The organism is Winogradskyella sp. (genome assembly GCF_003712105.1).
Lineage (GTDB): Bacteria > Bacteroidota > Bacteroidia > Flavobacteriales > Flavobacteriaceae > Winogradskyella.
Map to the genome: position 1 here is coordinate 59,667 of NZ_RHLG01000006.1, position 24,789 is coordinate 84,455.

Consider the following 24,789-nt stretch of genomic DNA (forward strand, 5'->3'; position numbering starts at 1 on the left):
TTTGATGAACAAAAATACACTAATTATGGAAGAATAATCTAAAATTAGAAACCAAAAATCGGCTAACCTTAATCATTTGATTATCTTTGGGCTTTTAAAATTTAACACAGAAAAGTGAAGCTTCAAGATTTACACTTTAAGCCATTTATTTCAGAGGAAAAAATTCTGGATACTGTTCAGCAAATGGTGGATACTATTGCAGCAGATTTAAAAGACGAGATGCCGATATTTGTGGGTATACTCAATGGGTCTTTTATGTTTGTTAGTGATTTTGTAAAAAAGTACCCGCATCCTTGCGAAGTCACTTTTATAAAATTGGCATCTTATGATGGCGTTAAGTCTACTGAAGACATTCAACGTCTTATAGGTCTTACACAGGATTTAACAGGCAGAACAGTTGTGATACTCGAAGATATTATCGATTCGGGTAATACACTTGCAGAGGTGCATAGAATATTTAAAAATGAAAATGTAAAGCAATTACTTATTGCTACATTGTTTTACAAGCCAGATGCTTATAAAAAAGACTTTAAGCTTCATTATGTAGGTATGGAGATTCCTAATAAATTCATTGTAGGCTATGGATTAGATTACAATGGTTTAGGAAGAGATATACCTTCTGTCTACCAATTAAAAACTACACAGCACATGACGAATATTGTATTATTTGGACCTCCAGGTTCAGGAAAAGGTACACAAGCAAATCTTTTAAAAAATAAATACAATTTAGTACACATATCTACAGGAGATGTGTTTAGATACAATATAAAAAACGAAACAGCTTTAGGAACACTAGCAAAATCTTATATAGATAAAGGCGAGCTAGTTCCTGATGAGGTTACCATTGATATGCTTAATGCTGAGGTTGAAAAAAATGCCGATGCTAAAGGATTTATTTTTGATGGTTTCCCAAGAACGAATGCTCAAGCTGAGGCTTTAGATGTTTTGATGAGCACAAAAGATTCTCAGATAAATACTATGATTGAGCTTGAAGTGGAAGATGAAATTTTAGTTGAACGTTTAGTAGAGCGAGGAAAAACGAGTGGAAGACCAGATGATGCTGATGAAGGTGTAATCAGAAATCGCTTAAAAGTTTATTATGCCGAAACTGCTGTTGTTGCAGATTATTACGCAGCTCAAACTAAGCATATTGTAGTAAATGGAGAAGGTGAGATTCAGGAGATAACTGAGCGATTAGGTAAAGTTATCGATACACTTTAGAGTAGTCATTCCTGCGACAGTAGGAACCTAAATTAGTAATAACTTCAAATTATGAGATTCCTGCCTTCGCAGGAATGACAACACATGACTGAAGGAAATTTTGTTGATTATGTAAAAATGCATGTAGCCTCTGGTAACGGAGGTAAAGGTTCTGCGCATTTACATCGCGAAAAATATATTGCAAAAGGTGGTCCTGATGGTGGTGACGGTGGTCGTGGTGGTCATGTTATTATTCGAGGTAATCCAAACCTGTGGACTTTACTTCACCTTAAATTTAAGAGACATATAAAAGCGGGTCACGGAGCTCATGGTAGCTCAGGCAGAAGCACTGGAGCTGATGGAGAAGACGCGGTAATTGAAGTGCCGTTAGGAACCGTTGTAAGAGATACTGAAACCAATGCTATTCTTTTTGAAATTACAGAAGAAGAACAAGAAAAAATTGTAGCCGAAGGTGGAAAAGGCGGTCGTGGCAATTGGCATTTCAAAAGTTCTACAAATCAAACTCCTCGATATGCACAACCGGGTATTCCATTAGAAGAAAAAAATATAACTTTAGAGTTAAAAGTTTTAGCAGATGTTGGTTTGGTAGGTTTTCCTAATGCTGGTAAGTCTACACTACTTTCTGTTATGACATCTGCAAAACCTAAGATTGCAGATTATGAGTTTACAACACTAAAGCCAAATTTAGGTATTGTAAAGTATCGGGACTTTCAGTCGTTTGTAATGGCAGATATCCCTGGGATTATTGAAGGTGCTGCCGAAGGTAAAGGGCTTGGCTATTATTTTTTAAGGCATATTGAACGCAACTCTATTTTATTATTTTTAGTACCAGCTGATGCCGATGACATAGCAAAACAATACGAAATATTGTTAGATGAGCTAAGACGATACAATCCCGAAATGTTAGATAAAGAACGCTTTTTATTAGTATCAAAGTCAGACCTATTAGACGATGAATTAAAAGCTGAACTAAAAGCAGAACTTGATGAAAGTTTAAAGGTAGACTATATGTTTATGTCTTCGGCTGCACATCAAGGCATTCAAGAATTAAAAGATAAACTCTGGAAAATTTTAAATGACTAAAGTCTTTTGAGAGTATTTTTAAAGACTATTGCTTAAGAGATTATTGGCAGACGTACCAGAGAATTAGACCATTACAATCCCTATTTTCAAGTTAAAGTTTTAGATTCAGTTTCAAATTTTAGTATCTTTAAAAGAAAAAGATGAAACGCTCTGGATTACTTATATTGCTGATGTTACTGACTTCTTGCGGTGCATATGTCAACTACGACTTTGAGAAAAATACTGATTTTTCAGAATATAAAACCTACAATTACTTTACAGACATGAATACAGGTTTTAGTCAGTTAGATAACAAACGAATCATGGCAGCAATTGATAATAAACTTAAATCTTTGGGTTTTGAAAAATCTGAAAATCCAAGTTTTAATATAGATATTCAATCAGCTGAGGTAACAAACACTTCAAATAGTAATGTTGGTGTTGGTATTGGAGGTACAGGAAGAAATGTTGGTGGTGGCGTTTCTATTGGAATTCCTGTTGGCGCTTCAAGAACCACAAGAGAAATCAGCTTTGAGTTTGTTGATGACTCTAAGAGTGGTGTTTTTTGGCAAGCAATTACTAAAATTTCTTACATAGGCAATACTCCTGAGAAACGTGAAGCTAATTTTGCCAAACTCATAGAAAAAGTTTTTAGCAAATATCCACCACAGAAATAAAAAAGAGGCTTTTTAAAAGCCTCTTTTTTATTTGAGAATTATTTTGAATTATTTAAGTAATGCGCTGTATTTGTCTTTATAGCCATATAGTACAGCAATATTAAGTATTAATAATACAGCAGCTCCGCCAATACCACCTGGGTCTAAAACTGCATGAAATAATACAGCGTTTACAGAAATACTCATTAGTATTAATGTAAGTAAAGCACCATATTTATTCAAAATTAGAGCTAATCCTGCTACTATTTCAACTACTCCGACTAAAACTAAGGTTTTAGAATTAGCAAGTGCGCCAAAATAAGCTCCAGCGTCAGGATTTAGTTCTGGCATAGGTAAAAAATTTGCAAATTTATTTACTCCAAATACTAGAATAAATACTCCAAGCAAGATTCTTAGAACCATAAATACTTTTGAATTCATAATGTAAAATTTTATTAGTTAGTAATCTGTAAGTTACAAAATATTTTTTTCGACCTTACTCACATGTGGTCGGAATACACTTACTAAACTAACACAGTCTTTAATTTACATTTACTCTTATCCCTTCAGAATGGCTACTAAATTCTGGCGCGTACATAGACTGTATTGTAGTAATTCCATTGCTCATGTCCCCTGCATTATTTACCCTAAGGTCATATTCAAAAATATAAATCCCTTTAGGTAAATAGTCTATAAAAAAGTTTGTTGCAGCATCCTTAGTGCTTTCGTAATAGCCTAAGCCATCTTGCCATTTGTATTGAGACAATACGTTTACAGGTTCAAATCCTGCTGCTCGCATATCTTTAAGATGGAGGAATTCCATATCACGATCACTACGAAGCTCAATACGAACTCTCACCAAATCACCAACTTTAAGTTGCGTATCGGTATTTATTTCTGCTAGTTCTTCACCACGGTCAGTGTTCGTTTTTTTGAATAATTTTTTCTGCAATTGCAAAGGTGTTTTAGCAGAAGTGATCTTATCTAGACCTTCAAAGTACTGCCAATATAATACACCCCAAGCAATACCTTCACCTTTTTTGGTCAATGTCACTTGAGCTTGTTCCTGAGATATTTCGTTAGCATTCCAGCTGGTTTTATAATAACCTGTGCCAGCTTCAATGTTTACATTATCAAGTTTTGAAGGTGAAATAGACTTACCTCCAACTTTAACATCAACAGCATCTGTAATACTCAACCATTCACTACCCTGAAGTAATAATGCATAAACAGCTTCGGCTGTAGCTTTTGTAGTTTCCCATTTATTGGTTTGCTTATTTTTCAACAACCATATTTTTAAGTTATCAACGGTTTCTATATTATTCTCAATTTCAGAAAACGCTTCTATTAAAAGTGATTGAGTTTCAATAGGCGCTTGATGCCAATAATAAGATGCAGTATTAGCTTTCCAATACATGCCTAATTCTTCGGAGGTAATACTCGTTTCTTTTAGAGACCTTAATATTTTGCTAGCCACTGTATGTTCTTCAGCTCGATGCATTGTTAACGCCATCAATCCTTTTGCATATAACGAGCGACTTAACCAATAGTCTTCGATTTGACCTTTATAATAATCCATAATTCGACCAACTTCTTTTGAAGCTTTAATTTCTGGATAGAAACTACGCACATACATATAATGTAGTTGTGTGTAAGACAAATGGTCTTTACTTAAATCAACTTTTGGATTGTAGCGTTTTAAATCTTTATATTCTTTTACAAATTGCTTGTCTAAATATCGAATAGCTTTTTCAATCATCTGAGACTCTTCGACTGCGCTCAGAGAGACATTTAATTGTTTCAAATGTCCAAACCCACCAACGATATGTTGGGTTATATATCTATTATCACGTCCACCATTAAACCATGGCCATGCGCCAGATGAATGTTGATTGTTTTTTAACTTACCAATAGAAGCTTGTAACTCGCTATTCATCTTATTTAAATCGAATAACAATGCTATGCGTTTTTTCTGTTCGGTTTCAGATTGTGCATCACGTAACCAAGGTGTTTCTTGAATTAATAATGATTTTAATTCTTCGTTTTTTTCTAAGTTTGAAAGCAACGCGTCTGTCGACTTCCATTGGTTAAAAACTGCTTCAATTTTTGGACTAGACTTAGTAATATGTTGTGCTAATGCATTAGCATAATAACGACTGAATGTTTGCTCATTACACTGGTATGGATATTCCATTAAATATGGTAATGCTTGTACGGCATACCATGCCGGATTAGAAGTAATCTCTAAAGTAAGCTTATGATGTTTTAAAGTTGAATTTGGGTCGCTGATCGAAGTCGAAGCGAGCTTATCTAATGTAAATGTCTTCGTTTGATTACTGCGTACCCACATTGGTAAGGTTTCAGTAACTAACATTCGGTTAGATAATACAGGTAATACATTTTGCTCACCATCGCTAAAATCTTCAGATTGTGCAATGACTTTATATTGCACGGCTTGGATATTATCTGGAATTTTAAGTGTCCAATTGACTTGTGTATTTCCTTTTGCATCTACAGAAAAATCTTGGACACTGAGCGTAGTCGAAGTGTTGTCGTTTCGACCTCGCTCAACGACCAATAATTCTTCGGATATCTCTTTTCCAGTTATGGCATCTTCTAATACTAGCTGCGCTTTTCCGGTTAAGGCTTTATCACTAAGATTTGCAATTTTTGTACTTATAGATATGGCATCACCTTCACGGAGAAAACGTGGTGCATTTGGGATTACCATCAATTCTTTTTGTGTTACTGCTTCATATTCTGAAACAGTACTTTCTAGAGATTTGGTATGTGCAAGCAATTGCAATTTCCATTTGGTTAATGCTTCGGGAGCTTTAAAATTAAAGCTCACATTACCATTTGCATCTGTTTGTAACTGAGGAAAGAAAAAGGCCGTTTCTTGAAGATTTTTACGGATTTGAATAAGTGTGTTTGCCTTAGACTTGCCAGGACTATTTTCACCCTTGGAAATTTTTAATCCAGGAACTTGCCCTGAAAATGATTCTGTAACATTAGCATTTATATTAAATTCAGATTCTTCAGGATCAGCTAAAGCTGCTAACTCATTGCTTGGAGCGGATGATCTTGATTTTTTATCAATACCAGAACCAATTATTACCACTTCATCTAGGGATTCGTCTTCTTCAGCTAACGAATATGCTAATTGATCATATCTGCGAATGTTATCTCCAAAGTATAACCCAAACCAATTTAGCCTATCAAAAGTCTGCCCATTATAACGCGGTATATTTTCAAAATTATTATGGCGTCTAAAATTAATTACGCCAAAACTATTCCTGTTATTTTTATAATGCTTCGAGCTATAGTTAGGTTTGTAAATTGGATTAAATGACCAGTTGTGCGGTTTAAACTCATTTAAAGAGGCATCGTACATACTTGCCAGAAGCTCAGCGGTTACTTTATCACCTTTAGGGCCTTTAACTTTAAATGACCAAGTCTCATCTTGTCCAGGTTGTAATTTATCTCTAAACGTGCTGGTTTCGATTTCTAAATCTGTTTTAGGATATGGCACTCTTATAGTAATACTGCTAGAAGTTAAACTGTTATAAGCAGCCAAACTATAATGTATTACAAACCCACCAATATCATCAGGATATATAGGTACTTGTATTGTGTGTTTTGAATCTGAAATTTGATGTATTTGGGTTTCAATAATCTCACCTTTTTTCTCTATCTCTATGGTAAGCTTTGCATCTTCCATGGCACTGCCAAATGTTAGTAATGCAGTTTCGTTTATAGCATATTGTTGTTTATCTAAGCTAATTTTAAACAATGAATTGTCTGCAACAGTTTTGTCTTTATCACTGTATAAATATGTGTAAGCTTGGTCTTTAACCTTTTGTCCAAACTTATCTGTGGTTTCAAGCTCAATAATATAGTTGCCCGACGCCCATTTTTTGGTGCGTTTTAATAAGACAGACTTTGAAGTTTCAGTATCAAAACCTGTTTCATAAACAACATCACTTTTATCCCAATTTCTGTAATTACTTTCGTCATCATAAGCTTCATGAGGAAACATTTTTTTGAATTCCTCTTTTGATAATAGCTTATAATCTGGTGCTTTCCATGGTCGTGGTCTTAAAACCGTATTTGGCGCGATAAGCTTATAGATTTTAAGTTTTCCTTTTGCAGGTACAAACTCACCATTAAGGTTAGTTGTGTTAATCTGAAGTTCTGTTTCTTTCTGAGATTTATCAATACGCTGAGGTATATTTAGTGTAGCCGTCAGTGTGTGATAACCTACGCTCACTAGAGTAGTGACGCTTCTTGTTTCTCCATTAATATCGGTAACGTCTGCTGTAACTTCATAATTAAATACCGGTAAATCATCTTTAGATACACTTTTGTCTGGTAAGGCTTTAAAATTGATTTCAAAATTACCAGAAGCATCCGTTTTAGTTTCGCCAAATGCAATTTCTTGAGGTTCGATATTAAAACTTGGTCTTCTGTAAAAATACCACCTTGGTAATTGTACTTGTCGTTTTACGCGATATACAACCTTAGCATCTGTAATATTACTTCCAGCAAAGGCAATAGCATTTCCTTTAACTGTTATGCTGTCATTAACCTTATACGATTCTGTAACAGGAAGAAATTGAGCCTCAAATTTTGGACGTTTGTACTCTTCAACGGAGATGTATTCGTAAGCTCTATCTATGATGTTAGAGTAGCTTTGTATACTAAACTGACCTGTTAAACCGGTATTAGGCAATATAAATTCACCATGAAAAGAACCATATTCATTAGTAGTGAAACTAAGTTCGGCAACTTTCTCACCATTCACATTATGCAATGCAGCAGTAATTGATGTATTAGCTACAATAGATGTATTTTTATTTACAGTCTTTGTAACTATACCTTTAAAGTACACCGTTTGGCCAGGTCTATAAATACTTCGGTCTGTAAATACAAAGGTCTTGTATTGCGTACTTGTGTTTTCTCTGTTGTTGTATTCACGATTGATGTAAGATCGACCAAAAATTCCCGTATCATTTCCAGATGTAATAATGGCATAAACATCATGGTAATTTTCCTTTACTTTTTTAAAGTAGAACTTGCCATAATTATCTGTTGTATACGATGAACTAAATGTCTTTTCTCTGTTCCTGTAGGTTTTGTATTTTAACTTCACATCAGCATTAACAACCGGATGGCCGTTATTTCTATTAATAACTTGGTAGGTTACTTGTTTGTCTTCTTGAGTTTCTAATAGCGCTAAATCAGTTACTTGAATAGTTGTTGCATAAAATACATCTGTATTAGTTTTTGCCACAATGATATATAGACCATTATCAAGTGCTGGTAGTACAACTTCAATACTATGTGCTTGATAATCGCCTTCATTTTTTAATTGACTTTTAAAAGATGTGTTGGGTTTTAATCGCTTTATGAACTTCTCCTTTTCTTTAGTGTTATATAGCTCTCCGAATTTGTCTCTTTGTGAAGCATTTATTTTATAGATGTCAAAATCTAAAGCATCTAAGTTTTTGTAATTCACTAAAATAAGTGCAGGATTATTTACTGGTAAATAGCTTTCTGTACGTAAACTTAAGCTAGGTTTTTCTATTCTTCCTTTTAGATTTTTGCATTTAGCAGCGGCATCACTTTTTGGGTATTTAGAAATCACAGACTCGCATAGTTCTAATGCATCTTTATTTAGCCATCGATAAGTTAAAGTAGTCTCATCTTGAGTTCTATATTTTAAGGCTTTAACCGCTTTTATGTTTGCTATTTCGTAACTGTATAGTGCTGAATTCTCATTTTTGCCTATGGTTTCTAATTCTTTTCTGTAGGTCTCGGTTAACTCATCTAAAACACCATCAAAAGTTGCATGTTGCTTCACAAAATCTAGCCTTGATATATTAGCAGAAATAAATGGCTTTGAACTTTTATCTTTTTGATGAAAACGCAGTAAGTTTTGATATACTTTAAGTGCCTTAAGTTGTAAATTAACGGAATCTTTGGATGCAAGTTTTAGGCTTATAAATCTATCGTTAGGAGCAATTAAATCTGGATTGTCAATACTAAATTTATAAGCGGGTTGGATTATAGAGTTTTCGCTAGTCTTATAAAACTCTAAAGCATTGTAGCTTAAAAAATCAAAAAGCGTTGGCCTATAGTCTTTAGATTTTTTTTGAGTAATTAAAAGCGCATCATAATTTTCTAAAGGCTCTTGCTGTAAAAGAAGTCCATTTTGTAGTGACCTCTCATAATATGTGTGTATTTCAAAGAAAAGAGTTTCTAAATCCCAAGTTCTAAAATCATCAGATACGTTGACTTGTGGTTTTGAACGATCGTAAAATTTATAACGGTTTTGATTATAATATTGCCAATATAGATTCGCTAATAAATTTTCAAGAAGGCGTTTTGTTACCAATTCGCTGGTATCTATCTCAGCTTTAAAGTTTGAAACTATTTTTAATTGTGAATCTTCTTCTAATGTTTGAAGGTATTTGCTCTGGTGGATGAGGCATTTTACCTTTTGAATAGTATTGTTGTCTTTTCTGGCCTTGGTAAATATAATTTCAACCTTTTCAGAAGCAGATTTAATTAACCCTTGATTCTCAAGTTTTGTGATTTCTTTCCACAAAGTATCATAGTCCTTAGACTGCGCATTAGTTAGAGATGCAAAGCATATAAGCATAAAAACGATTACGGCTTTTTTCATTTAATTGATTTTGATAACAAAGTACCTTCAAAAGGCATTCCAAAAAAAGGGGATTTAAGTTAAGTTACTCTTTGGATGAGTTAAGTTAATGATTTTATAAGTTAAAGATGGTGTAAGCATTTTAAAATATTAACGTCAATACAACAAGATTGATATTTGTATTTTAGCCATTTCTATGAGGTTATTAATTCTTTTTTTGTACTTCCCAATACTAGCAATTTCTCAAACTTCTGCAGAAAGAGCCAAGAAATTAATTAACCAAAAACAATATAAAAAAGCCGAAGTCTTAATGTCTGAATATGTGCAACAATATTCAAAAGATAAGGAAGCTATAGAATTGCTAGGTGATGCTTATGGTCATCAAAAAAAGTGGGATGAAGCTATTGAGCAATATAAGAAGCTTACTGAACTTGAGAACATGAATGCCAATTATCACTATAAATATGGCGGCTCATTAGGAATGAAAGCCTTATCTGTGAGCAAGATAAAAGCTTTAGGTTTAATTGGTGATGTAAAACGTGCCTTTTTAAAAGCTGCAGAATTAGATCCAAAACATATAGAAACCAGATGGGCTTTGGTAGAGTTATATATGTCTTTGCCTGGAATTGTTGGAGGAAGTAAAAAGAAATCGATAAAATATGCTAATGAACTTCAGGCATTATCAACAGTAGATGGGTATTTGGCAAAAGGTTATATCTATGAATATGATGACGAACCAGAGCTAGCCGAAAAGTATTATAAATTGGCAGTAGAAGTTGGTGGTTCACTCACTTGCTTTGAAAAATTATCCAATCTTTATGAGTCCCAAAACCAGCCAAACAAGGCTATAGCAACTATTGAATCTTCTCAAAAAAAGCACAACAGAAATGCTTTGCATTACCAATTAGGCAAAGTATCTGCAGATTATAATGTTCAGCTTAATAAAGGTGAACGATGCCTTTATGAGTACATAAAAAATTATACAGCTGCTGATGGTGTGCCTGTAGAATGGGCATACTATAGATTAGCCCAAATCTATAAGCATAAAAACGAAAAAGACAAAGCTTTAAGTTATATAGATAAAGCATTGTCTATCAGGGCTGATTTTAAGCAAGCGCTTCAAGAGAAAGCCATTATTTCCAAAAAATAACAATCAGTTTCTAGAATTTTCATGCCTATCTAAACAATTGATGCTTAGCTAAATATTTGTTAATTATTTTAGAATTAATAGTAATACTATCATATTTGCAATCAAAATAATTAATAATGAAAAATTTACTTTCAAGTATTAAGATTTCTGTCCCTGAGAAAATCTTTTTAAAAGATCCAGAATCATCGGATTTAGGAAAGCGAATTATTGGAAATGGAATTTCTCTCATCGCCGAAATTGGCTTCGACAGTTTTACATTCAAAAAACTAGGTACTAAGATTGGTTCAAATGAAAGTTCGATCTATAGATACTTTGAAAACAAGCATAAGTTTCTTTTATATCTAACATCGTGGTATTGGGCATGGATAGAGTATCAATTGGTGTTTTCCACTTCTAATGTGTCTGATAAAACAGAACGCTTGTTAAAAGCTATTGAGGTCGTAACAAGAACCATTAAAGAAGATAATAATTTCACACATGTTAATGAGGTAACACTTAACCAAATTATAATCAATGAAAACTCAAAGTCTTTCTTAACCAAAGAAGTAGATAGTGAAAATAAAGAAGGTTATTTCGTTGTTTACAAGCGATTAGTATCACGAATTAAGGAAATGATTTTAGACATCAATCCTGATTATAAATATGCATCGAGTATTTCTAGCACCATCATAGAAGGTGCATTGCACCAGCATTTTCTCAAAGATCATTTCAGTTCTATTACAGATTGTGATACCGTAACTCCAACGAAGTTCTTTCAAGAATTAACTATTAACGCCATCAAACCAAACTAAAGATGAACCAAGAAAAGTCAATTCTAACGCCGTGGCAACGGTTTTTAGGATTATTAAGGCTTGAAAAAAAGGATGTTTTTCAGGTCATATATTATGCCGTTTTTGGTGGGTTAATTAATTTGACTTTACCACTCGGAATTCAGGCAATTGTGAATTTAATAGGAGGTGCTCAGATGAGTACATCTTGGATAGTTCTAGTAACTTTAGTAACCTTAGGTGTTGCTTTTGTTGGTGTGCTTCAATTGATGCAAATGCGAATTATTGAAACCCTTCAACAGCGCATTTTTATGCGAGCATCGTTTGAGTTTACGTATCGTTTTCCAAAAATACGTATGGACCAACTCTACAACTATTATCCGCCAGAGTTAGCAAATAGATTCTTTGATATACTAACCGTTCAAAAGGGTTTGGCAAAATTGTTACTTGATGTGCCTGCAGCTGTATTACAGATTGCATTTGCTTTAATTCTTTTGTCCTTTTATCACCCGTTCTTTATTGCTTTCGGTGTGTTATTAATCATATTAATTTATGTAGTATTTAAGTTTACTATTCAACGTGGTATGGATACCAGTCTTGTTGAATCTAAACGGAAATACATTGTAGCGCATTGGATTCAAGAAGTTGCGCGGTCTATTATGAGTTTCAAACTTTCTGGTAAAACATCATTAGCACTAGATAAAAATGACAAACTGGTCAACGATTATTTAGGAGCTAGAGAAGGTCATTTTAAGATTTTGATACTGCAGGTTGTTCAGATGATAGGTTTCAAAGTATTAGTTACTGCAGGGCTTTTAATTATTGGCGGTTTATTAGTGCTTAATCAAGAAATGAATATTGGTCAATTTGTCGCAGCAGAAATTATAATTCTATTGGTAATCAATTCGGTTGAAAGGCTTATTCTAGGCTTAGAGTCTTTTTATGATGTACTGACATCATTAGAGAAAATGGGACAAGTGGTTGATAAAGAAATCGAGCCACAAACAGGAGAACCAATAGTTATTGATGATGATTTTAAAATAGAATTAGAGTCGGTAACCTATGATGTTCCTGGTCGAAGTTTACCAATATTAGAAGATATTTCTTTTAAAATAGACTCAAAGAGCAGAATTTTAATTCAAGGCGAAAGCGGCTCAGGAAAATCTACTTTACTCAGAATTATATCCGGAATATTAAAACCAACTAAAGGGCGCGTGTTTTTAAATAATACCGCAATAAGTAACCTAAACCTTAATAGCTATAGGAGTAATTTGGGTATGGTTTTAAGTGACGAAACGCCTTTCGAAGGAACTATAAAAGAAAATTTAACGCTTGGAGACGATTCAATTTCAAGCACAAGAATTAATGACGTTCTGGACCTTCTTGGTTTAACTGATTATTTAAAAGAAACAGAGCTTGGATTAAGCACTGTTATTTATCCAGAAGGAAAACAAATTCCATTTACGGTTGCTAAGAAAATTATTTTGGGTAGAGCAATTTTGAAGCAACCAAAAGTATTAATTCTTGAAGAGCCTTTAGAGCATTTTGAAATACCAGAAGCCAACAAAATTATCGAGTATTTAACAGATAAAGAACATCCATGGTCATTAATTGTGGTAAGTTTCAATAAAGACTGGTCTACGTGCTGTTCGCAAGTAATACACCTAAAAAGGGGTAAAATAGAAAAAGCCTAATGTTATGCTAAATATATCTCGTAATCCTTTAAATAAAGATGTAGATTTAAGTAAGTTTAAGTCTGCAGAGCAAGTCTTAAATAAGGACTATTTTAAGCAATCACGTCGATTTTTAACAGGCTTTGCTATTGTATGCTTTGTAATGTTGTTCTTGCCTTGGACACAGAATATTTCTGGAAGAGGAAATGTAACCACACTAACACCAGAACAACGTCCACAAACTATACAGTCTCCAATACCTGGAAGTATTCAACAATGGTTTGTTCGCGAAGGAGATAGTGTTAGAAAAGGAGATACTATCATGAAAATAGCTGAAATTAAGAGTGAGTATTTCGACCCTAATCTCGTACAACGAACAGAGAAACAAAGACAAGCAAAAGAATTTTCGGTAGAGTCGTATCAAGGCAAGGTGAAAGCTCAAAACGTTAGAATCTCAGCTTTGGTTAACGAACGAAAATTAAAGCTTGAGCAAGCACAAAATAAAATACTTCAAGCTTATCAAAAAGTAAAAGCAGATAGTATTGATTTGGTCGCAGCACAAACCAACATGGTTATCGCACAAACAAAATACAACCGTGCAGACTCCTTATATCAAGATGGCTTTACGGCATTAAAACGTGTTGAAGATGCAAGAGTGAAATTGCAAGAAACGCAAGCTAAAGAAACATCTCAAGAAGCTAAATTACTTGTGAGCAGAAACGAAGTCATTAATGCAAAGCTCGAAATTTCTCGAATAAGAGCAGAATATGCAGATAAGATTTCTAAAGCAGAAAGTGAGAAGTTTTCAGCTTTATCAAATCAGCTAGATACTGAAGCACAAGTGCAAAAATTAGAAAATCAGGTATCAAATTATACGATTCGGAATGGTCTTTTGTATGTAACTGCACCTTATGATGGTTTTATTCAAACCGTATTACGTGGTGGTGTCGGGCAAACCTTTAAAGAAGGAGAAGAATTAGTGGGCATTTTACCAGCTCAAGTAGATTTAGCCGTTGAAACTTATGTAGAGCCAATAGATTTACCATTAATCCATAAAGGTGAAAAAGTAAGAGTTCAGTTCGATGGATGGCCAGCTATAATTTTTAGTGGATGGCCTAATGTGTCTTATGGTACTTATGGTGCTGAGGTTGTTGCTGTAGAACGTTTTATTAGCCCTAACGGAAAGTTTAGAGTGTTATTAAAACCTGATCCAGAAGACCATCCATGGCCAAAGGATGTGCGTGCCGGTTCTGGTGCTTATACAATGGCTTTGTTAGAGGATGTTCCGATTTGGTTTGAACTTTGGAGGCAGCTTAACGGTTTCCCACCAAACTATTACCAACCTTTAGATTCAGATATAGCGAAAAAGAAATAATCATGCGAAGTATTATTATAATAGTATTCTTTTTTGTCTCAAGTTTTGGATTTTCGCAATCCGAAGGCTTGGAGAATGTGCTTCGCTTTAATGAATATTTGGGCTTTGTAAAGAAGTTTCACCCTATTGTAAAGCAGGCAGAATTAGTCATTGATGAGAGCCAAGCGAAGCTTATGAAATCTAGAGGTGCTTTTGACCCAAAGATTGATATTGATTACGATAGAAAGCGATTAAAAGGTACTGAATATTGGGATCAGCTTAATGGTACATTTAAGGTGCCGACCTGGTTTGGTATAGAGCTAAAAGCATCTTTTGAAGAAAATACGGGCGATTTTCTAAACCCTGAAGATTTTATTCCTGAAGGTGGTTTGTATTCTGCTGGAGTTTCAATTCCTATTGCTAGAGGTTTGCTAATAAATGATAGAATGGCATCGTTAAAACAAGCGCGATTATTCAGAGAGCAGGCTAAAGCAGATAGAGATATATTAGTCAATACTATTTTGTTTGAAGCATCAAAAGTATATTTCGATTGGCTTAAGGCTTACAATGAACTCAAGCTATTTCAGAACTTTTTAACTAATGCAGAATTACGTTATCGCGGTGTTGTACGTGGTGTAGAGTTAGGAGAGAATGCACAAATTGATGCCACAGAAGCGAGGATTGCGCTAAATAATAGAAAACTAAGTCTAGAGCAATCAAGAGTGAAACTTATAAAAACAGCATTGCAGCTTTCTACATTTTTATGGTTAGACAACAACATTCCAGTGGAACTACAACCTAATGTAATCCCAGATGTTAATACAGAGCCAATTGTTGATGCTACATTTAATATAGATGCTTTACAAAGTGAAGCAGTGGTTATAGATGAGCATCCAAAACTACAATCTCTAGATTTTAAACGCCAAAGTCTTAATGTTGAGAGACGTCTTAAAGCAAATATGCTGTTACCTCGAATTGATTTGGAATACAATTTTTTAACCCAAACACCAGATATTTCTAGGTCCTTTAATACAAACGATTATAAAGGTGGTCTTAATTTTAGTTATCCTCTTTTTCTTAGAAAGGAACGAGGTGATCTTAAATTAGCCAAGATAAAGTTGAGCGATACAGAGTTTGAAATCAATGCTACAAGAGTAAATATTCAGAATAAAATAGACGCCATAAAACAAGAGTTGGATTCTTATGTAACTCAAAATGAAATTACTCTGCAAATGGTAAGTGATTATCAACTAATGCTAACCGCTGAAGAACGTAAATTTCAATTAGGAGAAAGCTCTTTGTTCTTAGTTAATTCAAGAGAGTCAAAACTTATTGAAGGACAATTAAAAGCAATTGAAATTCAGAATAAATTCTTCAATACCAAAGCAAAGTTGTTTAATAGCTTAGCTGTAAATCCAGATTTATAGATAGTGTTTAGATATTAGCCATTAAAGCATTTGGATATTCGTTCAGGTAACTAGATATTTGTTATATGAATGTACATTTTATCGCTATCGGTGGAGCAGCTATGCATAATTTGGCAATAGCACTTCATAATAAAGGCTATAAAGTCACTGGAAGTGACGACACTATTTTTGACCCATCAAAATCCCGTTTAGAAGCTAAAGGTTTACTTCCTGAAACTTTTGGTTGGTTTCCTGAGAAGATTACATCGGAGTTAGATGCTATTGTTTTAGGTATGCATGCTAAGGCTGATAATCCTGAGCTACTTAAGGCACAAGAACTCGATTTGAAGATTTACAGTTATCCTGAATTTCTATACGAGCAATCTAAGGATAAAACCAGAGTTGTTATTGGCGGAAGCCATGGTAAAACAACCATTACATCCATGATTTTGCATGTAATGCATTACCATGATAGAGATGTAGATTATATGGTTGGCGCTCAGCTTGAAGGCTTTGATGTTATGGTAAAGCTTACTGACGATAATGATTTTATTGTGCTAGAAGGCGATGAGTACTTAAGCTCACCAATAGATAGACGCCCAAAATTTCATTTGTACAAACCAAATATTGCGTTGTTAAGTGGTATTGCTTGGGATCATATTAATGTGTTTCCAACCTACGATAATTATGTGGAGCAGTTTAGCATTTTTGTAGATAGTATTGTGCGTGGTGGCAGTATTAACTATAATGAAGAAGATGAAGAAGTAAAACGTGTAGTTGAAGCATCAGAAAACCAAATACGAAAATTACCATACCAAACTCCTGAATACTCGGTTGAAGATGGCGAAACGCTTCTTGAAACACCAGAAGGCCCAATGCCTATTGAAGTATTTGGAGCGCATAATCTTAACAATTTAGCCGGTGCTAAATGGATTTGTCAACATATGGGCATTGATGAGGATGATTTTTACGAGGCGATTTCAACCTTTAAAGGTGCAAGCAAACGATTAGAAAAAATAGCTGAATCTACTAGCTCTGTTGCCTATAAAGATTTTGCACACTCACCAAGTAAGGTCAAAGCAACTACCGAAGCCGTTAAGTCGCAATACAAAGACAAAGAATTATTAGCCTGTTTAGAGTTACATACCTATAGTAGCTTAAATGCCGAGTTTTTAAAACAATATAAGGGTACTTTGGACGCTGCGGATAAAGCTGTAGTATTTTATTCACCGCATGCTGTTGAAATTAAAAAACTAGATGAAATCACGCAGGAGCAAATTGCCAATGCTTTTGAGCGTGATGATTTAATTATTTATACCAATCCAGCTGACTTTAAAGCGTTTTTATTCTCTCAAAATTTTACTAATAAGGCATTGCTGTTAATGAGCTCTGGCAATTATGGTGGCTTGGATTTTGATGAGGTCAAAACGTTGATTAAGTAGTAATACCATTAATGTAAGGGCAGTAAATCATTGTTTAGGATTTTAATAAAATAGTGGACTCCACAATATATAGGGTTTTGGTATTGATAGATTACTTTTTATATAATTGCAAGTCAAAAATACCTTATCCGACTAACCTAAAAAGTACGTTCTCGACTAGTAATAATTAGGCTCTATTCGGCCAATTTAAAGTGACTTTTACTGTGCTTTAACATAAATTTAGGAAAAAATGTATATTTGTAACGTACCCCTAAAATAATAACATGAACGCTAAACCCCTATTATGCGTAGCAATTTTATTGCTAACGTTAACTGCTGGACATTCCCAATCTAGAATTTGGGCAGAAAATGCAAAGTCTGAAAAAGCCAATTCTATTGCATCGTTAAAAGAAGGTAAGTATAAACTCTATTCCTTAGATTTTAATAGCTTCAAAGCACAATTACAAGCCGTAAATAGAAGAGGTGAAGGAAAAAGTGGTGTAAAGGTATCTTTTCCTAATCTTGATGGAAAATTTGAAGAATACAATGTGTTTGAAGCACCTGTATTGTCAGATGAGCTATCTATTCAATACCCTGATATAAAGACCTATGTTGGTTTCAGTACTGATAAAACATATTCTCGAATTAGATTTAGCGTTACGCCACAAGGCTTACAAACCATGGTGTCTTACCTAGATAAACCAACTTCTTTTTTAGTACCTCTTAGAAGAGGAAATAATACGCAATATATTATTTATAATAGAGGCTCAAAAGATTTTGTAGAAAAGGAGTTTGATTGCTTTACACCTGATGAAAGAATAAATGATTTAAAGTTTAATCAAAGCAATCATAGAGATGCTAATGACCAAATGTTAAGAACATTTAGAATTGCCGTTTCTACAACTGCAGAGTATACCAATTTTTGGGATGACGGTAATAATGGTAACGGAAATGCTCAACAAGACGCTCTAGCTCAAATTGTTTCTACTTTAAATAGAAATAACGAAGTGTTCGAAGTGGACATGGCAGTAACTTTTAATTTAGTAACAGGTACTCAACTTATATACACAAATTCAGGTACAGACCCATACACAACAAGTGGTAGTTACAATGGGCAATTACAAACGACCTTAACTAATAATTTTGGAGAAGCAAATTATGATATAGGACATTTATTTGCTTCAGGGTTTAATAGTGGAAATGCAGGTTGTATAGGATGTGTATGTGTGGATGGAAGTAAAGGAAGTGGTTGGTCTGCGCACACTTGGCAAGATAACGATGGTGGTCCTTACATGAATGACTTTTTTGATATCGATTACGTGCCGCATGAGATAGGTCATCAAATGGGTGCAAATCATACTTGGTCTTTTCAGAGTGAAGGCACAGGTGTTAATGCAGAACCTGGAAGTGGTACCACGATTATGGGTTATGCAGGTATTACAGGTGCTAATGATGTACAAGACCATTCAGATCCATATTTCCATTACTATAGTATTCAACAAGTATTGGATAATCTTGAAACTAGAACCTGCTGGCAGGGGCAGAGTTCAACTTTAACCAATGAACCACCTGTTGCAGAGGCTGGACCAAACTATACAATTCCAGCTGGTACGGCTTTTGTTTTAAGAGGTTCTGCAACTGATGCAGATGCTGGAGATATACTAACGTATAATTGGGAACAAATTGATAATGGTGTTACGACCTCTGGAAATTTTGGACCGAATAAAACTACTGGAGCCGTTTGGAGATCTAGACCGCCAAGCACAAATCCTGATCGATATATGCCAATTATAGAACGTGTAGTTAATGGCCAATTAACAGAAACTAATCCAGTAGAAACAGTTGCTAATACATCATGGGAAACAGTTTCAAACGTTTCAAGATCATTAAATTTTGCACTCATTGTTAGAGATAGATCCGAGGCTAACGGAGTTGGTCAAAATCCTCAAAGCGATTACGATACAATGACGGTTACTGTTGATGACAATTTTGGACCTTTTACAGTAACATCACAACCAACTAACGTGACTTGGGACACCGGAACAATTCAAACTGTTACATGGAATGTTGCAGGAACAGATGGCGGTGCTATAAACACTTCAAACGTTAATATTTTACTTTCAATTGATGGTGGTTTTACTTATCCTTACACATTGGCATCAAATGTAGCAAACGACGGTTCTCACGATATTTCGGTTCCATCTATTGGTAGTAATTCTTCTACAGCTCGTGTAAAAGTAGAGGCAGAAGGAAATATATTCTACGCCATTAATTCGACCAATTTTACAATTCAACAAACAGAATTTGACTTAACAGTTTCTAATCCTTCAATAGATGTATGTGCTCCTAATGATGCCGTCTATAGTTTTACTTATAACACGTTCTTAGGATTTAGTGGAACAACAAATTTCTCAGCTAATAATTTGCCTACAGGAGCAAGTATTGTTTTTAGTCCTACTTCAGCTTCTGCAAATGGTACAAATGTTACTGCCACAATTTCTGGAACAGGAAGTGTTGCAACAGGGTCTTATAATAACATAGAATTGGTTGGAACCTCTGGCAGTATAACAAAAACTAGTATTGTGAGCCTTAATGTTTTTGATAGTACTTTTTCGGCACTCAACCTTACATCTCCATCTGATGGTGCAACAGGCGTAAGTCAGTCACCAACACTAGTATGGGATGCTGATGCTAATGCATCATCATATGACGTAGAATTAGCAACCGACAATACGTTTACAACTATTGTGAGTTCTGCTAATGTGACAACAACAAGTTATTCGGTATCTGGACTCAATCAGACAACGCTTTATTACTGGAGAGTGAAACCAAAAAATAATTGTGGCGAAGGTTCTTTTTCGTCAATATATAGTTTTACTACTTTAAGTTGTACAGCTTGCCCATCTGTAGCCAACACCATTTTTGAGACGAGTACGACTTTAGTCAATTTTGCGGGTATAAATAATCCATCTGGTAAGCCATCAGGGTATAGTGATTATACTAATTTAACGGCCACAGTTGTAGTAAATAACAGTTATGATATAACTGTAAATGTTGATACTGATGGTAATTTTGTTACTCACACTTTGGTATGGATAGACTGGAATCAGAACTGTAGTTTTGATGACCCTGGGGAAGAGTATGATTTAGGAACGGCTTTTGGTGAAACTAATGGTGCAACGAGTGATAGCCCTTTTTCTATAACTGTTCCGTCTAATGCAGTGTTGGGCAATACTATAATGAGAGTTACTACTAAATATAATTCTGATCCTACATCTTGTGAGAATAATCATGACGCCGAAGTTGAAGATTATACAGTTGAAGTTCAGGGTCAGACATTAGAAGCTGGTGATTTTACGTTTGCGAATTTCAATTTGTATCCTAATCCGTCTAATGGAATAATAAACCTTGTTTTTGATACTATTGACTCTAATAATGTAAAAACAACTTTGTACGACATTAGAGGGAGAAAGGTAAGTGAAAAAGTCTACAGAAATGTAACTTCAACTTTTAACGAAGCCCTTAGTTTTAATGCTACCGCAGGTATCTATCTATTAAGGATTGAAAACGGAGGAAGACAATTGACACGTAAAGTGGTAATTAGATAAGCACATAAATTTTACTAAACAACTTAAGTATTTAGAACACCTTATCTAAGAATGCTCTTATACTGTCTTGGTTGGTTTTTATAAGGTGCTCTCTAGCAGCCTTTATATCGCTTGGCTTTTTATCTTGTGAGAGTTTAAACTTGCCTTCCCAATTGGTAATCGTAATCTCAAACATTTCGATATAGTTGAGGTTTCTATCTAGTCTTGGGTTATCTGGCTCAAGCACATATTTATGGTCTGGAGCTTCTAAAAACTCAGTCATAGTAATTAAAGACTGTTTAAGTGCAGCCTTACTTTCAATTGCTTTTACAGAACCTTTAAGATGTACTTTTATATAGTTCCAAGTTGGTAGCTGGGTTGTACCATATACTGTAGGTGAAATATAGCATTCAGGTCCAGAAAATAAAATCGTCACCTCATTATTATCCTTTAATAACTGAGCTTGTGGATTGTAAATGTCAATATGTCCAATTAGCTTTTCATTATCGTAAATGAGTGGTAAATGGGTAATAAGCGGTTGATTGTCCTTTACAGATATTACCGTAGCTAAAGGATACGTTTTAATCACCTCAATCATATGATCAAGGTTATCGTCTTGATGTAGTTTAGGAGGATAGTTCATTTATACACCAAATTGCGTTAAGTGATGGTCCAAATGTTTGTACTGCATTTGGCCCCATTGTTGAGCTGTAAAATAACCAAATGCAGGATGAGGTGCCCATTCTACCTTGTCTTTTTGCGCATAAGTCTCGTCAATTAAATTCTCTAGTATTGCTTTTTCAGCTTCTAAATTTTTGCCCTCATTGGTTTTTAAAAACTTAGCGGTTGGCAATCCTTTTTTCCAAGGTGTATCATTGTATAGAGATTTTTTAAAAAACAACTTAGCAAACCAGCTTGGTTTCATACCATAGTGATTTTTACCCAAAATAATATTAAGTGGTCCTTGACAATGCCATACCATTTGCCCAACATTCATTTTGCCCCAATTTGCTTTAGAGTTATCATCGAGTTTACTAATTCTTGCCTTGATTTGATTATAAGTTGTTTCCTCAAAAATAGATTGCATAATTATTGATTTAATTGGATGCTTAAAATTACATTTTTTTATCTTTAGAGCATGTCAGAAATTTCAAATTCCTTCTCAATAAAGCAATGGTCCCAAGATGACCAACCTCGTGAGAAATTGCGAGATAAAGGAAAATCTATATTAAGTGATGCAGAGTTAATTGCAATACTTATAGGTTCGGGCAGCAGAGAAGAAAGTGCTGTAGATTTAAGCAAACGAATTTTGGCAAGTGCAAATAATAATCTCAACACACTCGGTAAGCTATCTTTAAAACAATTACAATCGTTTAAAGGAATAGGCGAGGCCAAGGCAATTACTATTGCTGCAGCTTTAGAACTTGGAAGAAGGCGAAGATTAGAAGATGCTGCTAAGCAAGAGCAAATTACAAGCAGCCGAGATGTTTATAATATTATGCAACCTTTACTTGGGGAGTTACATCACGAAGAGTTTTGGATTCTGTATCTTAATAACTCTAATAAAGTACTACATAAACAACAATTAAGTAAAGGTAGTATTACTGGTACTTTGGTTGATGTACGTTTGGTACTTAAGCAAGCGTTAGAGGTTGGAGCAGTTGCGATGATTTTGTGTCATAACCATCCATCAGGTACGCTAAGACCAAGTGAAGCTGATAAAAACATTACTCAGAAATTGAAAGTGGCAACGCAAAGTCTCGATATGAAAGTCTTAGACCATTTAATTATAACCGAGCAAGCTTATTTTAGTTTTGCAGACGAAGCACTATTGTAATCATGTTGCTGGTATATACACATAAAATCACACCACGACTAACCTATACGTTTAAGCATATTTGTAAACGAATTTTAGGATTAGAAGTGTCTTTTACTTCTAAGATTGAAGATTTTATTGCGCATAAGTCTATTAAGATGTCTTATGCGAAACAACCCTTGAGTAATGAAATATTTGTTAGAAGCCATGCATTGCTTTTTGAGCAAGGTTTATCTGATATAGATATTTCTGTAAATGATTGGGATAATACCAAAGGGTTTTTTGCTACAGGCGAGCGTAGTAATTTACCTTACGATATTTTTGCAGCATCTTTCTATTTGCTTAGTAGATACGAGGAATATCTACCCCATGTTAATGACGATTATGGCCGCTTTTTAGCTTCAGAAAGTTTAGCTAAAAAAGAAGGGTTTTTAAAGCAACCAATTGTTGATGTTTGGGCTTACAAACTGAAGTCTGTCTTGCAGGAACGTTTCCCAGATTTCACATTTCCAATACGCAAATACAATGTTGACCCAATAATTGATATTCCTATGGCTTACAAATACAGTCATAAAGGATTGTTGAGAACAATTGGTGGGGTTTTAGGCGATGTATTTCGGTTTAAATTTAGACAATTCTATCAACGTGTTTCTGTATTGCTAGGCTTTCAGAAAGACCCATTTAACACATTCAATTGGCTTATAAATAGGCAAAAAAGTGTTGATTTTAAATTCACGGTTTTCTTTTTAGTAGGTGATTATTCTACCTTCGATAAAAATATAAGTACCAATAAAAAACGGTTTGTATCACTAATAAAATCAGTAGGAGATTATTGTAATATTGGTTTAAAAGCATCTTATTTTTCTTTAGATAATCTCGAATTACTGAAGAAAGAAAAGCAACGTTTAGAGCAGATAACAAATGTAAATTTAGAGGCCATTCGAAATTCACATTCAAAACTCAATATGCCGACTACCTACAGAAACGTTATTGAATTAGAAATTAAAAAAGACTATACAATGGGCTACCTAAGTGAGCTCGGTTTTAGAGCTGGGACTTGCACGCCTTTTTTGTTCTATGACTTAGATTACGAGGTACAAACACCATTACAGATTCATCCGTTTCATTGCATGGATTTTGCATTGCTAAAGCATAAATCTCAACTAGATAAAAAAGAAAGTTTAGAACGATTTATTAATTCTATAAAAGCTGTCGATGGTACGTTTTGTCCGATATTTCATAACTACTCATTTAGTGATGATGGCACGTGGTTGGGATTTAAAGTGCTTTTTAATACTATTTTAAAATCAGTTGATGAAACACATTAAACACATATTCTTTGACCTAGATCACACGCTTTGGGACTTTGATAAAAATTCAGGATTTACTTTTGAAAAAATATTTCAAATCAATGGATTAGATATTGATTTAAAAGCATTTTTATCAGTGTATGAACCTATTAATTTTCAATATTGGAAATTGTATAGAGAAGAAAGAGTGACAAAGGCAAAATTAAGATATGGTAGATTAAAAGATGCTTTTGATGCAATAGATGTTTCTGTGTCGGATGCTATTATAGACAAACTTTCCGAGGATTATATTACATATTTAACCACTTTCAATCATGTGTTTGAAGGTACTTTCGAAATACTAGATTATCTTAAAGACAAGTATCAGTTGCATATTATTACAAATGGTTTTAAGGAAGCACAAGAGAAAAAGTTAGAAGTCTCTGGTTTGAAAGATTATTTTATTACCGTCACTAATTCTGAAATGGTAGGGGTTAAGAAACCTAACCCTAAAATCTTCAATTATTCGCTTAATGCTGCCGATGCTTTTCCGAAAGAAAGCTTAATGATAGGTGATAATCTCGAAGCCGATATTGAAGGCGCTGTTAACGTCGGAATGGAAGCCATTTTTTTTGATTATGCTAATCGAATTCCAAATACAGAAGTGAAACGGATAACGTTTTTACTAGAATTAATGGATTTCCTTTAGACTATTTAATA

Annotated in this window: 17 protein-coding genes; 13 read left to right on the forward strand and 4 right to left on the reverse strand. The window is 34.3% G+C overall.

Translation table 11 applies throughout. The features are described 5' to 3' along the window. The first annotated feature begins 114 nt into the window (after window positions 1-114). The 3 genes from ED556_RS13090 (at window position 115) to ED556_RS13100 (ending at window position 2,960) form a co-directional block, all read left to right on the forward strand. Window positions 115-1,221, forward strand: coding sequence for an adenylate kinase (locus ED556_RS13090; RefSeq protein ID WP_296324705.1), 1,107 nt, complete (start codon window positions 115-117; stop codon window positions 1,219-1,221). Between the two features lie 84 nt (window positions 1,222-1,305). Then, window positions 1,306-2,304: a GTPase ObgE gene (gene obgE, locus ED556_RS13095; protein ID WP_296324746.1), complete on the forward strand. Its 999-nt coding sequence runs from the start codon at window positions 1,306-1,308 to the stop codon at window positions 2,302-2,304. Window positions 2,305-2,444: 140 nt separating this feature from the next. Beyond that, on the forward strand, window positions 2,445-2,960 hold the full coding sequence (locus ED556_RS13100) for a DUF4136 domain-containing protein (protein WP_296324749.1): 516 nt from the start codon (window positions 2,445-2,447) through the stop codon (window positions 2,958-2,960). A gap of 48 nt (window positions 2,961-3,008) precedes the next feature. On the opposite strand, the gene ED556_RS13105 is transcribed toward ED556_RS13100, so the two are convergent. Next, entirely contained in the window at window positions 3,009-3,380 is a 372-nt protein-coding gene (locus ED556_RS13105) for a DoxX family membrane protein (RefSeq protein ID WP_296324755.1), read from the reverse strand. A gap of 100 nt (window positions 3,381-3,480) precedes the next feature. Continuing rightward, window positions 3,481-9,627 (reverse strand): alpha-2-macroglobulin family protein, encoded by a 6,147-nt coding sequence (locus ED556_RS13110; RefSeq protein WP_296324757.1) that lies wholly within the window; start codon window positions 9,625-9,627, stop codon window positions 3,481-3,483. A gap of 175 nt (window positions 9,628-9,802) precedes the next feature. On the opposite strand from ED556_RS13110, the gene ED556_RS13115 reads away from it, so the two are divergent. From ED556_RS13115 to ED556_RS13145, 7 genes are all read left to right on the forward strand, one after another. Then, a complete protein-coding gene (locus ED556_RS13115) occupies window positions 9,803-10,756 on the forward strand; it encodes a tetratricopeptide repeat protein (RefSeq protein ID WP_296324759.1) in 954 nt (317 codons plus the stop codon). A gap of 116 nt (window positions 10,757-10,872) precedes the next feature. Further along, window positions 10,873-11,547 carry a TetR/AcrR family transcriptional regulator gene (locus tag ED556_RS13120; RefSeq protein ID WP_296324760.1) on the forward strand — a complete coding sequence of 225 codons (675 nt, stop codon included), beginning with the start codon at window positions 10,873-10,875 and terminating at the stop codon, window positions 11,545-11,547. 2 nt (window positions 11,548-11,549) lie between these two features. Further along, entirely contained in the window at window positions 11,550-13,217 is a 1,668-nt protein-coding gene (locus ED556_RS13125; RefSeq protein WP_296324762.1) for an ATP-binding cassette domain-containing protein, read from the forward strand. Between the two features lie 4 nt (window positions 13,218-13,221). After that, window positions 13,222-14,571, forward strand: coding sequence for an HlyD family efflux transporter periplasmic adaptor subunit (locus ED556_RS13130; protein WP_296324765.1), 1,350 nt, complete (start codon window positions 13,222-13,224; stop codon window positions 14,569-14,571). A 2-nt stretch (window positions 14,572-14,573) separates the two neighbouring features. After that, entirely contained in the window at window positions 14,574-15,977 is a 1,404-nt protein-coding gene (locus ED556_RS13135) for a TolC family protein (RefSeq protein ID WP_296324768.1), read from the forward strand. 65 nt (window positions 15,978-16,042) lie between these two features. Continuing rightward, complete coding sequence (locus tag ED556_RS13140) at window positions 16,043-17,398, forward strand: Mur ligase family protein (RefSeq protein ID WP_296324771.1); 1,356 nt, start codon at window positions 16,043-16,045, stop codon at window positions 17,396-17,398. Between the two features lie 263 nt (window positions 17,399-17,661). Continuing rightward, window positions 17,662-20,985 (forward strand): reprolysin-like metallopeptidase, encoded by a 3,324-nt coding sequence (locus ED556_RS13145; protein WP_296324774.1) that lies wholly within the window; start codon window positions 17,662-17,664, stop codon window positions 20,983-20,985. Window positions 20,986-21,016: 31 nt separating this feature from the next. Here ED556_RS13145 and ED556_RS13150 read toward each other — a convergent pair whose 3' ends face one another. Together ED556_RS13150 and ED556_RS13155 are read right to left on the reverse strand one after the other, a co-directional pair. Beyond that, window positions 21,017-21,607, reverse strand: coding sequence for an FMN-binding negative transcriptional regulator (locus ED556_RS13150; RefSeq protein WP_296324776.1), 591 nt, complete (start codon window positions 21,605-21,607; stop codon window positions 21,017-21,019). Beyond that, a complete protein-coding gene (locus tag ED556_RS13155) occupies window positions 21,608-22,051 on the reverse strand; it encodes a DUF1569 domain-containing protein (protein WP_296324779.1) in 444 nt (147 codons plus the stop codon). 51 nt (window positions 22,052-22,102) lie between these two features. Here ED556_RS13155 and radC point away from each other — a divergent pair, with 51 nt between their 5' ends. The 3 genes from radC to ED556_RS13170 are packed head-to-tail and all read left to right on the forward strand — an operon-like array spanning window position 22,103 to window position 24,778. Then, window positions 22,103-22,801 (forward strand): DNA repair protein RadC, encoded by a 699-nt coding sequence (gene radC / locus ED556_RS13160; protein ID WP_296324782.1) that lies wholly within the window; start codon window positions 22,103-22,105, stop codon window positions 22,799-22,801. A 2-nt stretch (window positions 22,802-22,803) separates the two neighbouring features. Then, complete coding sequence (locus ED556_RS13165; RefSeq protein ID WP_296324785.1) at window positions 22,804-24,108, forward strand: polysaccharide deacetylase family protein; 1,305 nt, start codon at window positions 22,804-22,806, stop codon at window positions 24,106-24,108. Beyond that, window positions 24,095-24,778: a YjjG family noncanonical pyrimidine nucleotidase gene (locus ED556_RS13170; protein ID WP_296324788.1), complete on the forward strand. Its 684-nt coding sequence runs from the start codon at window positions 24,095-24,097 to the stop codon at window positions 24,776-24,778. The genes ED556_RS13165 and ED556_RS13170 overlap by 14 nt, the downstream gene beginning before the upstream one ends. The last annotated feature ends 11 nt before the right edge of the window (window positions 24,779-24,789 follow it).

Excerpts from the sequence above, each read along its gene's own strand:
- obgE (WP_296324746.1), top strand. The coding sequence starts at position 1,306 with ATGACTGAAGGAAATTTTGTTGATTATGTAAAAATGCATGTAGCCTCT.
- ED556_RS13100 (WP_296324749.1), top strand. The coding sequence starts at position 2,445 with ATGAAACGCTCTGGATTACTTATATTGCTGATGTTACTGACTTCTTGC.
- ED556_RS13105 (WP_296324755.1), bottom strand. The coding sequence starts at position 3,380 with ATGAATTCAAAAGTATTTATGGTTCTAAGAATCTTGCTTGGAGTATTT.
- ED556_RS13110 (WP_296324757.1), bottom strand. The coding sequence starts at position 9,627 with ATGAAAAAAGCCGTAATCGTTTTTATGCTTATATGCTTTGCATCTCTA.
- ED556_RS13115 (WP_296324759.1), top strand. The coding sequence starts at position 9,803 with ATGAGGTTATTAATTCTTTTTTTGTACTTCCCAATACTAGCAATTTCT.
- ED556_RS13120 (WP_296324760.1), top strand. The coding sequence starts at position 10,873 with ATGAAAAATTTACTTTCAAGTATTAAGATTTCTGTCCCTGAGAAAATC.
- ED556_RS13125 (WP_296324762.1), top strand. The coding sequence starts at position 11,550 with ATGAACCAAGAAAAGTCAATTCTAACGCCGTGGCAACGGTTTTTAGGA.
- ED556_RS13130 (WP_296324765.1), top strand. The coding sequence starts at position 13,222 with ATGCTAAATATATCTCGTAATCCTTTAAATAAAGATGTAGATTTAAGT.
- ED556_RS13135 (WP_296324768.1), top strand. The coding sequence starts at position 14,574 with ATGCGAAGTATTATTATAATAGTATTCTTTTTTGTCTCAAGTTTTGGA.
- ED556_RS13140 (WP_296324771.1), top strand. The coding sequence starts at position 16,043 with ATGAATGTACATTTTATCGCTATCGGTGGAGCAGCTATGCATAATTTG.
- ED556_RS13145 (WP_296324774.1), top strand. The coding sequence starts at position 17,662 with ATGAACGCTAAACCCCTATTATGCGTAGCAATTTTATTGCTAACGTTA.
- ED556_RS13150 (WP_296324776.1), bottom strand. The coding sequence starts at position 21,607 with ATGAACTATCCTCCTAAACTACATCAAGACGATAACCTTGATCATATG.
- ED556_RS13155 (WP_296324779.1), bottom strand. The coding sequence starts at position 22,051 with ATGCAATCTATTTTTGAGGAAACAACTTATAATCAAATCAAGGCAAGA.
- radC (WP_296324782.1), top strand. The coding sequence starts at position 22,103 with ATGTCAGAAATTTCAAATTCCTTCTCAATAAAGCAATGGTCCCAAGAT.
- ED556_RS13165 (WP_296324785.1), top strand. The coding sequence starts at position 22,804 with ATGTTGCTGGTATATACACATAAAATCACACCACGACTAACCTATACG.
- ED556_RS13170 (WP_296324788.1), top strand. The coding sequence starts at position 24,095 with ATGAAACACATTAAACACATATTCTTTGACCTAGATCACACGCTTTGG.